This window comes from Pseudomonas sp. 05N432, from assembly GCF_056396945.1.
In genome coordinates, this window is sequence record NZ_JBFTMM010000029.1 from 30057 (window position 1) to 45120 (window position 15064).

The 15064-nt window shown below is 58.0% G+C and carries 14 protein-coding genes and 1 pseudogene; 4 read left to right on the top strand and 11 right to left on the bottom strand.

Annotated elements, in window-relative coordinates; genetic code table 11:
- Window positions 1–2: 2 nt before the first annotated feature.
- Window positions 3–1163, top strand: a complete 1161-nt coding sequence (locus AC1DHT_RS27960) for an iron-containing alcohol dehydrogenase (protein ID WP_427545391.1) — start codon at window positions 3–5, stop codon at window positions 1161–1163.
- A 129-nt stretch (window positions 1164–1292) separates the two neighbouring features.
- Here the strand turns inward: AC1DHT_RS27960 and AC1DHT_RS27965 are convergent, their stop codons facing one another.
- Both AC1DHT_RS27965 and cls read right to left on the bottom strand, forming a co-directional pair.
- Window positions 1293–2144: a hypothetical protein gene (locus AC1DHT_RS27965; protein ID WP_427545389.1), complete on the bottom strand. Its 852-nt coding sequence runs from the start codon at window positions 2142–2144 to the stop codon at window positions 1293–1295.
- A gap of 65 nt (window positions 2145–2209) precedes the next feature.
- Window positions 2210–3604, bottom strand: coding sequence for a cardiolipin synthase (gene cls / locus AC1DHT_RS27970; protein WP_477761553.1), 1395 nt, complete (start codon window positions 3602–3604; stop codon window positions 2210–2212).
- 236 nt (window positions 3605–3840) lie between these two features.
- Between cls and AC1DHT_RS27975 the strand changes: the two are divergent.
- Window positions 3841–4538 (top strand): annotated as a pseudogene (locus AC1DHT_RS27975) (Crp/Fnr family transcriptional regulator).
- Window positions 4539–4661: 123 nt separating this feature from the next.
- Window positions 4662–5357 carry a Crp/Fnr family transcriptional regulator gene (locus AC1DHT_RS27980; RefSeq protein WP_427545383.1) on the top strand — a complete coding sequence of 232 codons (696 nt, stop codon included), beginning with the start codon at window positions 4662–4664 and terminating at the stop codon, window positions 5355–5357.
- Between the two features lie 5 nt (window positions 5358–5362).
- On the opposite strand, the gene AC1DHT_RS27985 is transcribed toward AC1DHT_RS27980, so the two are convergent.
- The 4 genes from AC1DHT_RS27985 to AC1DHT_RS28000 form a co-directional block, all read right to left on the bottom strand.
- On the bottom strand, window positions 5363–6112 hold the full coding sequence (locus AC1DHT_RS27985) for a sensor histidine kinase (RefSeq protein WP_427545381.1): 750 nt from the start codon (window positions 6110–6112) through the stop codon (window positions 5363–5365).
- Between the two features lie 103 nt (window positions 6113–6215).
- Complete coding sequence (locus tag AC1DHT_RS27990) at window positions 6216–6665, bottom strand: carboxypeptidase regulatory-like domain-containing protein (protein WP_427545379.1); 450 nt, start codon at window positions 6663–6665, stop codon at window positions 6216–6218.
- A 58-nt stretch (window positions 6666–6723) separates the two neighbouring features.
- A complete protein-coding gene (locus tag AC1DHT_RS27995) occupies window positions 6724–6939 on the bottom strand; it encodes a glycine zipper 2TM domain-containing protein (protein WP_427545377.1) in 216 nt (71 codons plus the stop codon).
- Between the two features lie 221 nt (window positions 6940–7160).
- Window positions 7161–7319 carry a DUF3309 family protein gene (locus AC1DHT_RS28000; RefSeq protein WP_081013818.1) on the bottom strand — a complete coding sequence of 53 codons (159 nt, stop codon included), beginning with the start codon at window positions 7317–7319 and terminating at the stop codon, window positions 7161–7163.
- A gap of 288 nt (window positions 7320–7607) precedes the next feature.
- Between AC1DHT_RS28000 and AC1DHT_RS28005 the strand changes: the two genes are divergently transcribed.
- The gene (locus AC1DHT_RS28005; protein ID WP_427545375.1) at window positions 7608–7817 is read left to right on the top strand and encodes a hypothetical protein; all 210 of its coding nucleotides are present in this window, start codon (window positions 7608–7610) and stop codon (window positions 7815–7817) included.
- Window positions 7818–7851: 34 nt separating this feature from the next.
- Here the strand turns inward: AC1DHT_RS28005 and AC1DHT_RS28010 are convergent, their stop codons facing one another.
- The 5 genes from AC1DHT_RS28010 to AC1DHT_RS28030 all read right to left on the bottom strand — a co-directional run.
- Window positions 7852–8412, bottom strand: coding sequence for a lipid-binding SYLF domain-containing protein (locus tag AC1DHT_RS28010; protein WP_427545373.1), 561 nt, complete (start codon window positions 8410–8412; stop codon window positions 7852–7854).
- 727 nt (window positions 8413–9139) lie between these two features.
- Entirely contained in the window at window positions 9140–9664 is a 525-nt protein-coding gene (locus tag AC1DHT_RS28015) for a hypothetical protein (RefSeq protein WP_427545371.1), read from the bottom strand.
- Window positions 9665–9717: 53 nt separating this feature from the next.
- Window positions 9718–10941 (bottom strand): EAL domain-containing response regulator, encoded by a 1224-nt coding sequence (locus AC1DHT_RS28020; protein WP_427545369.1) that lies wholly within the window; start codon window positions 10939–10941, stop codon window positions 9718–9720.
- 114 nt (window positions 10942–11055) lie between these two features.
- A complete protein-coding gene (locus AC1DHT_RS28025) occupies window positions 11056–11931 on the bottom strand; it encodes a hypothetical protein (RefSeq protein WP_427545367.1) in 876 nt (291 codons plus the stop codon).
- 48 nt (window positions 11932–11979) lie between these two features.
- Window positions 11980–15064, bottom strand: a 3085-nt coding sequence (locus AC1DHT_RS28030; protein ID WP_477761554.1) for a YadA family autotransporter adhesin, incomplete at its 5' end; no start/stop codon positions are given.

Consider the following 15064-nt stretch of genomic DNA (forward strand, 5'->3'; position numbering starts at 1 on the left):
CCATGAGCCTGACTGCGAACTGGAACTACCCCACGAGCATCCACTTCGGTATTGGCCGCATCGCCGAACTGGCCGACACCTGCCGCAGCCAAGGTATCCAGCGACCGTTGCTGGTCACCGACAGCGGCCTGGCGCGTGCGCCGATCACCACGGCGGCGCTGGAATCCCTGCGCGCCGCCGGCCTCGGCGTGGAGCTGTTTTGCGACCTCAAACCGAATCCGGTCGAGACCAATCTGGCGGGAGGGCTCGACGCCTGGCGTGCCGGCAAGCATGACGGCGTGGTCGCCTTCGGCGGCGGCAGCGGGCTGGATATGGGCAAGCTGATCGCCTTCATGAGCGGCCAGACCCGGCCGGTGTGGGATTTCGAAGACATCGGCGACTACTGGACTCGCGCCGACGAAAGCAGCATCGCCCCGATCATTGCAGTGCCGACCACCGCGGGTACAGGGTCCGAAGTCGGCCGTGCAGCGGTGATCATCGACGAGCGTACGCACACCAAACGGATCATCTTCCACCCGAAAATGATGCCACGGGTGGTCATCAGCGACCCGGCCCTCACCGTCGGCATGCCGGCAAAAGTCACCGCCGGCACCGGCATGGATGCCTTTGCCCATTGCCTGGAATCCTACTGCGCCCCCGGTTTCCACCCCATGGCCGAAGGAATTGCGGTAGAAGGCATGCGCCTGGTGGCCAATGCGCTGGTGCGTGCAGTACGCACCCCCTCCGACCTTGAGGCGCGCGCGGAAATGCTCGCGGCAGCCGCGATGGGCGCCACCGCCTTCCAGAAAGGCCTGGGCGGGATGCACGCGCTCGCACATCCGGTGGGCGCCCTGTACGACACCCATCACGGCATGACCAACGCCACGTTCATGCCCTATGTGTTGAAATTCAATCGCCCGGCCATCGAGGAACGCATCACCCGGCTGGCGGCATATCTGCGTCTGCCGACCCCGGGCTTCGACAGTTTTCTGGCCTTCGTCCTCAAGTTGCGCAAGGACATCGGCGTGCCGCATACGCTGTTTGAGCTGGGGGTGGATGATCGGCAGGCCGACCTGATCGCCGACATGGCGATTGTCGACCCCTGCGCCGGCGGTAACCCGCTGCCCTTGACCCGCAATGGCGCGATGGAGATTTTCGAAGCGGCGTATCACGGCCGGCTCTAGGTTCACTTAAACCGTAATGCGATCTGTAGCAGCTGCCGAACGCAGCCTTCGGCAGCTGCTACAGAGAATGCCTCGCGGCTGAAATCAGGCTCTAGGGCCGGCTTTATTTTATCGCGGCTGCCGGGCCTTCTACTTGCTGGGCTGGACTTCACTGCGCTTCATGGAGAGGTACTCGCTGCGCCCAATCTCATGCAACTGCAGCGGGTAACGTTCAATCCCGGTGTACCAGTCGCTCAGACGTTTTTCGAGCTGTTGCGGCGCGGGTGTCGTCAGCGCGCCGAGGTAGGCTTCGATCGCCACGTAGTAGCGCATCGCATTGCGCTCGACGACACCCCGCATATCGCCAATATAGGCTGGCTGACCATCGGCCTTGCGGCCAACGATGCTGAAGCCGACCTTGTTGCGACCGACTGTCGCCAGATAGCCCTGCATGGCCATACGGGCCGCGATACCGTAGTCGTACGAATAGGACAAATGCAGGAAGCTGCGCTGAGAATCGAGCTTCACCACTTCAAGCTTGACCCGATAGTTGCTCGTTCCAAACGGTCCTTGCGCGGAGCTCAACACAACCTGAAGGTAATCGGCGCTATCGGTGACAACCCGGTAAAGAAAATCGAACGGGTAGGTATCGGCCAGCGGCTGATCCGACTTGCGCCCTATGTTGACGCGTAACCCTTCCCCTGCGCCGGAAGAGGCGTGACAGCTCTTCACGTTCAAATGCAGGATCAGGATATCGCACCAATGGCCGATGCCCTGCAGCGCCGGACTGACCACCGCATAGGGTTGCTCGATCAAGGCATAGACGTCGCCTGTCAGGCTGTCTGACGTTTCAGTTGATTGGAGATAGAGCGGGCGGTGGAACGGGTTGTTGGCCAACTGTTCACGCAAGGCGCCGTAGCGTGCGATCAGTGCTTGAGCATCCTGCGCGTGGGCCAGCGGCATGCCGATCAACAGATAGAGCAAGACCAAGCGAACCAGCATGGCGCCTCTGCAGAAGCTGATATTCACCCGGCTCAAAAGCTTCATGGGCGTCATTTGTGCTTGCCTCACAACCAGTACTCCCAGAGGTGAGCAAACTGCTCCTTGGCTCTTACGTCAAGGGAACGCTGCTGCCACTGCTCAAGTGTGATTTCGTTTGATTTCAGCAAATCGGCAAGGAACGCCGAGCGCATTTTCTCGCCGAACCCGGTGCCGAGTACCACGACGTTGACTTCCTGGTTGTGCAGAAAACTCCGCCAGTCAAGATTGGTAGAGCCGACCGTGGACCAGACACCATCGATCACCGCGGTCTTGACATGCAGCAAGGCATCGCGGCGTTCGTAGAGCTTGACGCCGGCCTCCAGCAGCTCGGTGTAGTGCCTGCGGCCAGCGTTGAATACCAGCCAGGAATCAGTGCTGCTGGGCAGCACCAGCTTCACATCGACGCCGCGTGCCACAGCATTCTTGAGCTCCGCCAACAGCTGCGGATCGGGCACGAAGTAGGCGTTGGTCAGCCAGATTTCGGTTTGCGCACTGCGTAGCGCCGAAATCAGCGTGGCGTAGATCAGGCTGTAGGGTTCGTCCGGCGAACTACCAATAGCACGTACGACCTCGTGGCCTTTGTGTTCGGTTTTCGGAAAGTAATGACGTGTCGCGAGCGGTGTGCCTTTCTGTTTTTCCCACGTCTCGATAAACAGCTTTTGCAGTTCAGCCACGGCTGGCCCTTCAACCCGCAAGTCAGTATCGCGCCAAGGCAACTTGCCGGCGGGTTTGACTTTGGCGTTCAGGCTGAACGAGTTGCCTGAATKGACACTGCTCACGTTGATACCGCCGAGGAAGGCAACGCGGCCATCAATGATCAGTAGCTTACGATGATCCCGCTGATTCACTTGCCACCCAGCCTTGGCGGTCGCGGGATTGACCGGATTGAATTCCAGCACATTGATGCCCGCGGCGGTCAGTCGGGTAAAAAAAGCCGAAGGTGTGCTGAGGGTACCGACGCTGTCCCGGATCAGATTGACCTGGACCCCAGCCGCCTGTTTGGCAATCAGCGCTGCGGCAAAGCGCTGGCCGATTTCATCGTCGTCAAAAATGTAACTCTCGATATTGATGTGATCACGCGCGCTGGCAATCGCCGTGAGCATTGACTGGTAGGTACTCGGACCATTCTGTAACAGTTCAACCTTGTTGCCGTTCGTCAGCGGGCTACCGACGATGGCCTCCTCGATCGCCATATGCAGGTCGAAGATGTTCGTCTGGACGCCTTTGGCCTTCAAACGGTCAATAACGGCCTTGCTGCGTTCGGCTGACAGCGGTCCGTGCGTGCTGTCGATCTTCACAGAGGCCGGGTTGGTGTAGGCCATATCGGGAACGATGGTGGGCAACGAACCACACGCCACCAGCAGTGTCAGGCTCAGCACTGTCAGTGTTCGCAGCAACATCCGGATGGAAAACAGGTTCATGCAGCCTCCGCCCGAAACTGAAGGGGCGCCTGTATCGTGGCAGTAAATGAGCATGGTTTCGGTGCGATAACGCTCTTAAATTTAGACTCTGCACAGCAGCCCCGCGTTTTTTATCACCGACAGCAAATTTGCACGCGCGCAGTAATACCGACAGACGGTTCAGCGTGGCCATGTACACACCACACCATGGATTAATATGTAGGGATAGGGAATCTCAACTTCGGACGGTGGCTGACATGCTTGATGCTCCAAAGCCACAACAGAACCATCTTCTGGCGGCCCTGCCCGCGCAATCGCTGGAGCGCTTGCTGCCCTACCTCGAGCCGATCACCCTGCCGCTCGGCAAGGTGCTCTACGAGTCCGGGGATGCCCTGCGGCACGTCTATTTCCCGACCGACTCCATCGTGTCCCTGCTGTACGTGATGGAAAACGGCGCCTCGGCATCGGCATCGCCGTCTTCATGGGCGGTGAAAGCACGCCGAGCCGGGCGATTGTCCAGAGTGCCGGGCATGCCTTTCGGTTACCCGGCCAGCGACTCAAGGATGAGTTCAACCGCCACGGGGAGATGCTCCTGCTGATGTTGCGCTACACCCAGGCGTTGATCACCCAGATGGCCCAGACTGCGGTGTGCAACCGTCATCACTCGATTGACCAACAATTGTGCCGTTGGCTGCTGCTATCCCTCGATCGCCTGCAAGACAATCAACTGATCATGACCCAGGAATTGATCGCCAACATGCTCGGCGTACGCCGCGAAGGCGTGACCGATGCCGCCGGCAAGCTGCAACGCCTCGGCGTTATCGAATACAGCCGTGGCCACATCAGGGTGCTGGACAGGGCCGCGCTCGAGCAACTGAGCTGCGAGTGCTACGCGGTGGTCAGAAAAGAAACCGAGCGCCTGCTGCCTTACGTTCCGCTAAAGCCAACCCGCTGACTGCCAGTGCCTGCGTGTTCTAGCGAACAGACCGGCCTGCCAGAGTCACCCACACTTAAAACATGAGACGGCCCCGGCACCTGTCCCGCCCATCCAGGGCCCACTGTGCCGCAGGATCTGCGCATGCCAATTACGTCAGGGCAACCAATAGAAAACCGGCTACTCCAGGGGCTGTCGAAGACTGACTACGGCCGGCTGCAAGCACAGTGCGATAACGTCGAACTGGCGTTTGGCACTGTCCTGTTCGAACCGGGCCATCCGATCCTGCATGTGTATTTCCCTCAAACAGCGCTCATCGCTGAAGTGGTGACGTTGTACCGCCACCCTCCTCTGCACATGAGCCTGATCGGCAATGAAGGGATGCTTGGGGCGACACTCGCTCTGGGGGTCAATACCGCCCCTATGCGCGCCGTGGTGCAAGGCGCCGGCATGTGCCTGAGGATGAGAGGCTTGCAGTTGCAGGTCGCACTGCGCGAGAGCCCGTTATTGTTGCGCAGGCTCAATCAGTACCTGTATGTGCAGATGATGCAGCTTGCTCAAACTGCCGCCTGTACCCATTTTCACGAGATTGAGCCACGCCTGGCGCGCTGGTTGCTGATGACCCATGATCGCGCGCACGCCAATCACTTTCATCTGACCCACATGTCCCTTGCGGACATGCTCGGGGTTCGGCGCAGCGGCGTGACATTGGCCGCCGGCACGCTGCAACAGCGTGGATTGATCCGTTACACCCGTGGTGAAATCACGATTCTTGACCGCAAGGGATTGGAAGCGGCGTCATGCGAGTGCTATAGCGACACTCTCTCGACTCCGTTATGACGCAGTTATCGTGGTAAGGGAAAGGTCGCCGTAAACGTAGTGCCGCCTTCTATCGAGGAAGTCACCCTGATATCGCCGTGATGCGCCCTGACAATCTCTCTCACAATGAACAGGCCGAGCCCGACACTGCGCAGTTTTGCATTATCGTGACTGCCGCGAATCATCGGTTCGAACACGTTGTCGAGCAACTCCGAGGGTATCGGCGTGCCAAGGTTGTGTACGCCAATGATTACCTGGTCCTCGAAGCACGAAGACACCGTGACCCCACCCTCAGCCATGCCATAGGCAATCGCGTTGGCAACCAGATTGCCAATAAGCTGATGGATCCGGTCACTGTCGGCGATGAAATGACCTTGGCCGACACAAAGATGGGTCAGCGTGTGCTCAGGGAACACCAGACTCAGCTCGTCCAGGCATTCGCCCACCAATGCGTGCAAATCAACCGGTTTGAGAAAAACCGCCATGCTTCGCCCGACTTGCTTCAGGGTGAAGTCCAGCAGGTCTGCCACCAGACGTTGCGCGCGCTCTGCAGCGTGTGTGATGTGGCCGAGTATTTGTACTTGCTTGGGAGGCAAGTCAAGACATCCGAGCAATTGCGAAGCCATTTTTATCGCCGCCAACGGATTGCGCAGGTCGTGACTGACAATCCCGATCAACTGTTCGGCGAACAGCGCGCGGTCTTCTGCCGCATCGCAGTTGCCAGGTAACACGTCTTGCGCAACATCCCGTGCGTATTGGTTCTTGAGGTTCGTCACCAGATGCCGCTCAACAAGCAAGCGTGCAGCGAGAGGCCGGTCGTCTGTCTTGAACAGCCTCATCTCATGCAACGTGCAGTGATACGTAATGCTGGGTTGCACGCTATTCACTCCAATGCAAGTTCAGCGTTTCGATGGATTTACCACCGACTGAAATGGTGTGGCGCTCTTCATGGCCATTCAAACTGGCGATGACCAGGTATTTGTTGGCCGGCAATTGCGCGTACACGATGGGCCCCACCTGACTCAACGACAACAGGGGGCTACCTTTTTCGCTCTGGATCACCACGTCGACATTGCTGACGTACTGATTGGCAGATCCCGTTGAAAAGGTCATGTGAAGGTTGTAGCCCTGGGTCTGGAGCAAGGCCTTTGACTCATCCAGGCCGATGCCTCCCGTCAGATAGCGAATACCATTCTGCTCCTGCGGCTCCAACTGCACGGCCGACATGTCAACCGGTTCTGCGGTGGCTGCATGCAGCACCACGGGAGACAAACCGAGCAATAGGGCCAGGGTGAGTCTTGAAAGCGTCAGTGAATGACTGAAGATCATGATGAACACTCCTTGGATCGTACTAACATGAATGACTGCACTTTGTTACGTGGCGTAGTTACTTTTTTATTTCGTGACCAATGACTCCGCCAACAGCCGCACCGCCGACAGTGCCCAAGGCGCTGCCTCCGGTCAGAACGGCCCCACCGACAGCACCGACGCCAGCACCAATGGCCGTGTTACGCCCTTGTGTCGACATAGTGGGACAACCACTCAAACTGATGAGCACGGCTACCGTTAAGGCGCCGAGCGTGAACTTCTGGAAGGTTTTCATGTTTTCTCCGGAAAATGACTGGCAGCAATCTGCCTGACACTCAGAGTGCGTGTAGTGGCCGGAGTGGTCTGTGCGCTAGTGCACGGAGAGCTGTTTGTTTTATTAACAGGTTGATGGCAGAAAGTAGTCGATGTTAATGCTGTCGCCCGCGCCCGCGGCGAATACCTCCCCACTATTCACCGCAACCACTCATTGAGCGCCGTATTATTTGTCGATCGACGTCATATTCTCCCTAATAAAAGCAATACAACCAGGACAATTACGACCACGCCTAACAAACCGCTCGGCGCATAGCCCCAGCTTCGGCTGTGCGGCCAAGTCGGAATAGCGCCAACCAGCAGCAAAATCAGCAGGATCAACAGTATGGTTCCCAAGCTCATGGCTTTTCTCCTTGAGTCTGCAAGTAGGTGGATGTTGTGCAGGCAGTGAGGCCTTGATCTGCGCGTTGCAGGCTATCAACTTGGCACACGTATCCGGTACAGTCTGTACGGCAACACACATATCGCCAGTGTTTAATTGATCAAAGGCACGCTCTTTGTTATTCCGCTTGTGCAACATTTTTTGCGTTATTTAGATTACCCAGTGTGTGATGGCGTACAGAACGTTGCGACGATCAGGTGCAGAATAAAAATAACCACAGAGCAGCCTTCGCTGCAGCAGGTAACACCATGAACACAATGACCGAATCCGCCCTGGTACAGCGTATTAATGCACAGTGTCATCCCTTGATGCGCTACCTCCACAAATTAAGTGGCGTACGCTATTTGGCTGCCTATGACGCTGCCGGTAGTTATGAACTGAACCCTATAAACGGCCACGCAAAACACGCGACCGACAGCGAATTAGCCAATACGGAAGTCTGGGAGAGACTGCCTTAGGCAGCCTCTCTAACCCAGAGCTACGTGGTCGGGCTTATCGTTTGATCAGCGAAATCTTGGTGCCTTCAATACTGACGCCCGCCATCAAGCCTTGCTGGCCAAAGACAAACGCATAAGCATCGTCTTTCAATGTCGAGCTCGACAGATTTTTCGCCACCCCTTCATCAACCACAACAACCGTCGGGCCTACGCCAACTTCCCAGCCTTTGGTCTCACGTACATACTTGACCGCTTTGTCAGTCATCAGGAACACGGCGTAAGCATAAGACTGGGCCCCCGCCTGCAAGCCCCATGAACCGGACACGGTGTTGTAGTAATTGTCTACTTTCGAACCGCTGAACATGACCCCCTCGCCAAAACTGCCACCAAATACCAGACCCGCCTTGATAACTTTAGGGAATACGAGCACTGCCTTGGCAGTACGCGACATGGTCTCGGCCACCGGATTGGCTTTGTAGAGGATCTGCAAGGCATGCCGCGAATCCTGTTCCAGGTCCGCAGCCGTTGCGGCGCTTGCGGTATTGAGCAAACCTGTTGAAGCCAGAGACAGGGTTGTGAGGGCGATAAACAGCAGTGAGCGTAATGAAGTTGTCATGGTTGTACTCCAATGCAGCGATACACACGATGCGGCAAGCCGATAACCAGCAGGATGGGTAGCCGCGACTGCTCATTAGAGTGTCGTAGCGACTGGGCCATGTCTGTTCGCTAGCGCACACTGCCAGCCGCTGAAAGGCTTCAATCGTGGCGCAGCCAGCGCGAATTCCGCTCTGGATGAGCGGATGAGGCCACTAGCGGGCGGCGCCATAAGCGGGTGTTGTAGAAATGATCAACACTCTCAAGACAGTGGAGATCCCTGTGGGAGCGAGCCTGCTCGCGATGGCGGTGTATCAGGTCGCTTCGATGTTGGATTTGCCGACGTTATCGCGAGCAGGCTCGCTCCCACAGGGTTTCGTGTGTTTATGCCAAGCGGCGCAGTGTCAGTCGAGGGCTACGCGGCCTTGCGTTGTGACCTACACCTGCGCCAGAATCCGTCGGCTTGCGCGCTTGGCACCGGGTCTCTATCGTTTCCGTGTCGCTGAATGTTCAGTGACCGGGTGTGAGAACCCGAAACAATCAAGGGTGCAACAGTGCCCTACATGACATGTAGTGGCTCCCAACAGTCAAGGAGCTAGACAATGCCCCACCCTCTGCCTCTGAAAACCGCCGGCCTTACCCTCACTTATCTTTCCGTCAGCATCTGTAGGGAATTTCCCACGCCCTCTCTCGTAACGATTTGAAACTTTTATTGAAACCACAAACTCAATCCGCCATCACCAAGCACTTTAGTGATCGATATCGATATTTAACGCCTCGGTCAGGCGGTTTGCTGGGTAATTTTCATCGTAGATTATGTCGGTGATGCGCCAGCCTTCCGGCGTTTTGCGTAACAACACTTTGGTGCCGTTGAAGGTGCTGTCGCGCAGCGTGCTCCAGGCCAGCTGTGATTGTGCGATCTCCCCCCACTGACGGGTTTCTGTAATCCGATACTGATCAACCCGATCTTGAAAACCGGTGATGAGCATGTTGTCGACAAAAGGAGGCTTGTCTTCGGGATGAGCTTTGATTTGCCTGTCACGTTCGATTTCTGCTTTACCCAACAGACGAATAATGGCCGAGTCAAACAGTGGCTTGGCATCATCGACTTTCAACAAGGCGGGGTAGCCATCCTTTAGGCCTTCTTTGAGATACCAGTCGGCCAGTTGTTTTACAGTGGCCTCAGGCGTATTTGCTTTATCTGAGCACCCCAGCAAGAACAGTCCCAGGGCGATTAGGCTGATAGTTTGATAAAACTTTTTGTGCAGTTGCATCCCGTCTCACCTAGTTCGATACTTTTCACAGAAATGATCAGATGATCGCCACTTCAATAACTTACGCGCGTACCGTCAGCGCACGCGATACGCCGTGCATCCAGCCAATTCAATAAGTCCTCGCTACTCATCGGCCGTGCGCAGAGATAGCCTTGCCCTTGGGTACACCCGAGCGCTATCAGCTCCTGGCGCTGCTCTTCGGTCTCGATGCCTTCGACCACTACCGACATGCCCAGGGATTCACCCAGGGTCAGGATGCTGCTGATGATCGCTCGACAACGTGGCTCGTACTCCAGAGTGCGAATAAACTCGCCATCCAGTTTGATCTCGTTGAAAGGCAGCTGACACAGGCGCTGCAACGACGAAAATCCTGTGCCGAAGTCATCAATGGAGAGCCGACAGCCCATCATCCGCAAACGCACCAGACATTCCATGGCGGTCGCAGGCTCTTCCAGCAAACCGCTTTCGATCAGTTCGAAAGTCAGGTCGGAACCCGATGCACCATGAACAGCCAGAATCGTTTTGATCCTCGAAACAAACTCAGGACTGGTCAGTTGCGCAGGCTGCAAATTGAAGGCGACGTTGAGACGATCACCCTGCTCCATGGCCTGTCGCTGCAGGCTCAACCCTTGATGCAATAGCAGGAACAACAGTTCATCCATCAGCCCGCACTGCTCCATGGCGGGCATGAACACCGATGGCGGCAACATGCCTTTGACGGGATGATGCCATCGCGCCAGAACCTCGACCCCTTGAACCCGGTCAGTCAGCAGGTCGAATTTCGGCTGGAAATAAGCGTGAAGTTGCTGATCGTCAAACGCCCGATGCATATCCTCATGACTGGCCAGAGCCGTTGCCGGCTGCAACGGTCGCGCGCTCTGCGGCTCACCCAAGTGTTTTGCCAACAGCTCCTGCAACGCGTCGAACCGCAAGGGCTTGCCGACATCGCCAAGCATCACCATCCCCGACATTGCAATGATCCGCCGTACGGAACGACGCAAATCCACCGACAGCGAACTGCTGATAATGATCGATCCCACAAGACCGGATGGTCCTGCGTGCTGCAAAAACTCCAGACCGTCCATGCCTTCCATCCGCAGGTCGCACAACGCGATGTCGACCGGCCCCACCCGCTCGAGAATGGCCAGCGCTTGCGCACTGTCCGCGGCGGCAAAAACCTCTTGGCAGCCCAATTGCCGAAGCATGTTGAGTGCTACGGAACGTTGGAAGGGATGATCCTCAAGGACCAGAACGCGTAATGGAAGAGTGGGCATCATGGATGGCTCGCAGGGTGATGAAACAACCAGGGACCGAACTATTTGATGCCGCAGGGTGAAATTCAGACGCTGTCTTCATCACCCTGCGTTATCGCGATGTCATGGGATCAAGGATCACGAGTGGGGCGGTGCCAGCACCTCTCTGACCATCGGCGAAAAGTACGCAACCTGTAGGGGGTAATCCTGCCCCAACAGCTTGCCTTCGCCATACCAGGTGATACCGCCCTGGCTCAGGATCAGACCGTTGCTACCAAATTCGAATACGCTGCCGACGGAACTGCTGAACACGAAGCGACTGTCATCCATTTGCACCAGCTTGTACTGAGTGCCCGCGGGCGGCAGTTGATCCTTGATGCGTTGCAGGTAAGTCGGTGCCAGGCGGTCAAACAATTGCCTGGCCCGCTCACGGTATTGCGTGATCGATAAGCCGGGACTGCGCTGCAACTCGGCAGCAATCAAGGCGAACACATCGGCATTGGCCCGGGCTTCGGCCAGCTTGATCGACAGCGACGACGCCAACAGCGCGTTATCAACCTGCAGCGAGGATTTCTCCGGCTGCCCGTTGGCCGCCGGCGTCGTAACCGGGCGCATGAACTCGGCCATATTGACCGTCGACAATACAGTCGTCGCCAGATACGCCGCACACGCGGTGGTTTGCTCTGCCTGGTCGCCATTGATCAGTAGTGAGAGCTGGTTGCCCTGCTTTGGCAGTGTTAGCGCGTCGACTCCTTGCTGCTTGAGAAAGGCGTTGACCTGTTCCTGTTTCACTTCGCCCCGGGCCAAGGCGCAAAGCTGCTCCATCACCGGTGCATTGCGCTGGCCATCGAACCTCGGCGACAGTTCGAATATCGCATCATGAATCACCGGCAAAGCGGGAATTCTGAGCCAATTGCTTGGGATATCCGCCGGTTTGTTGGCCAAAAATTTGTCATAACCGGCGAACGCCAACAAAGTGATCAGTGTGGTGACGAAAATGGATTTCATATTCATAGTTATTTTCCTGAAAAAAGTCGGATAGAGACGAATCAAAAACTGCCATCACCATTGATAACCCACCCCCACAGCCACGCCGACATTGCGTTGGGTGTCCGTACTGCCCTGCAACTTTGTCAGCCACCTGCCGTTGCCGGACATATGTGATACACCGAAGGCAACCGACGATTGACCGCGATAACTACTGGCGGACGCCACAGTCATGCTTGCACCCGGTGAGTAGGCTTGCGGCAAACTGGCCATTGCCATTGCACCGGCAATCCCCGCGCTGAGAATTTCGTCCTGCTTCTTGATGTCATTTTTCAATTCCGAATAACGCTGGTCGGTGTAGGCATTCGCGTTGTCGGTGATGCCCGCCACGCTCTTGGTCAGTTGGTCGACGTTCACCGCATCCGTGCCGCTGGTGCCTGCCGCAATGTTGGTGAGCTGCCGCTCATTGCCCACGCTGCCCACCGAAACGCTGTTCTCGCGATCAGCCACCGAATTGGCGCCCAGCGCAGTGGAGTTCTTGGCCGAAGCCTTGGCCCCGTTGCCCACAGCGACCGAGTTTTCTCCGGTAGCCTGAGACTTCGTACCGACCGCCGCGCTGTTTTTGCCCGACGCCACCGCCCCCGCACCGCCGGCTATCGAATCGACGCCTGTGGCTTTCGGTTTGGCTACTGCACTGCTGTTGTTCACCTGGAACATGCCGTCGGTGCCGTTCTTGAGGTTGGAGACATCGCCCTCGACGGCGCTGATACGGGCACCCTGCTGAATTGCAGTACCATTGAGATTGGCGATCGAGTCATCCGTGTACTGCTTGGATTCGGCGACCGCACCGTCGAGCTGGCGCACGTTGACCGCATCGTTGGCGTCCTTGCCGTCAGCGACGTTGCTGACGGTCCGGGTTTCGCCGGTCGCCGCATTGCCCACCGACACCGTGCCCGAGGTCACATTGTTCGCCGCCGAATACTTGCCGGTGTAAGCCTCTGCACCTCGACCGTCATCACTGGCACCGCTGCCCACTGCAACACTGCCGTCAGCAGAAGCCTTGGCACCGTTGCCCATCGCCACCGAGCCGTTACCCGATGCCTGAGCTTTGGGGCCCAAGGCCATCGAGTCGGTACCGGTGGCTGCGGAGTCGACGCCGGTGGAATTGACGTGCAAATACTTGATGCCGCCTCCCGAGCCAATAAGGCCTTCAAGGCCGCCGACCCGACCGTCCAGGTTGGTGATGTCCGTGGTGTTTTGATCCACTTGATTGCCGACCGATTTCAGTTGCGCCACGTTGACCGCATCGTTGTCCTGCGTACCTGCTGATAGCCCGGTGAGCTTGCGATTACCCGCCGCCGTACCGATGCCTACCTCGCCGACCGAAGTCTGCGGTGTCGCCATTCGATAGGCGCTGTAATTCGTCTCGGCCCCGACCGTGGTCACCGAGTTCGAACCCAGCGCTACACTCATGGCCTGACTCGCATTGGCACCGGTGCCCAAGGCAACGCTGCCGTCAGCGGAAGCCTTGGCATCGTTGCCCATCGCCACCGAGCCGTTACCCGACGCCTGAGCTGTGGGGCCCAAAGCCATCGAGTCGGTACCGGTGGCCGCGGAGTCGGCGCCGGTGGAGTTGACGTGCAAATACTTGATGCCGCCTCCCGAGCCAACAAGGCTCTCGAGGCCACCGACCCGACCATCAAGGTTGGTGATGTCCGTGGTGTTTTGGTCCACTTGATCACCGACCGATTTCAGTTGCGCCACGTTGACCGCGTCGTTGWCCTGCGTACCTGCCGACAGCCCTGTGAGCTTGCGATTTCCCAGCGCCGTGCCGATGCCGACCTCGCCAACCGACGTCTGCGGTGACGCCAATCGATAGGCGCTGTAACTCGTCTCTGCCCCGACCGTGGTCACGGAACTCGAACCCAGCGCCACGCTCATGGCCTGACTCGCATTGGCACCGGCACCCAACGCGACCGATTGCTCAGCCGATGCCTGGGCCGCGCTGCCCATGGCGATACCGGAGGCCTGCAACACCTGCGTATTGCGGCCGATGGCAATGCCACCAGCGGCAGCCTGACCGACACTGGCCTGGTTACCGATACCAATGCCGTTGTCACCGTTGACCACGGTGGCCGGACCTACCGCAATCGACTCCGCGCCGCTCGCGAGCGAGTCCACCGGGTTCGTCGAGTTGGCGTGGAAATAGCGGGTGCCGGTCGAACTCAAGGAGCCCATCGCCCCGGTCAATTGACGCAGGGTCACGGCGTCGTGATCTTCGGTGGCATCCGCCACATTGGTGATCTGCCGGTAGCTGCCTGCCTTGCCCACCGAAACCGAACCGAGCAAGGTCGCGTCCGAGGTGTCATATATGATCGCGCCGCTACCGACCGGGATTGTGCCGCTGGCCGGTGCCAGGGCACGGTTCGCGACCGAACCTTCGCCCAGTGCGATACCGCCCGAGACCTGGACCTGACTCTGATGCCCCAGCGCCAGGCCACCATCAGCGGTCGCGTTGGAGCCCGAGCCGGCGGCGAACGAATTGGCGCCTGCAGCGATGGACTGCGGGCCGATTGCAACGCTGTCCACGCCGTTGGCTTGCGAATCGGGCAGCGCTGAATTGCTGTGGAAATACTTGATGCCGGTGCCGTTGTTGAGAAGGCTATCGACTTGCGTCCCCAAGCCATCCACCGCGCTGTTGGTGGAGAACAACTGGCTGCCGTTGACCGCGTCGGTGCTGGCCGCAGACACCCGACCGGCTGCCACGTTAGTGATCTGACGTTCGTCGCCGACGCTGCCCACGCTCAATACGCCAGTCGGTGTCGCACCCTCGTAATTGAAAGTGGTGCCATTGATCACGCCATTGGCGGTCGCAACAGCAGCAGCCGTGGTGGCGCCGTTGCCCAGGGCGATGGAGTTGGCAGTGCCGGCGACGGCGCCGTTGCCGATGGCGATCGCATTAGCGGCGGTCGAACTCGCGGCTGGGCCGACGGCCACGCTGTCCACGCCGGTCGCGGTGCTGTCGGCGAGCGTTGAGTTGGCGTGGAAATATTTGATGCCCGCGCCATTGTTGATGTTATTGAGGCTTTGGTTGGTCGCAAAAAGCTGCGAGCCATTCACCGCATCGGTGCTGGTGCCGTTCAAGGCACCGGCGCTCAGG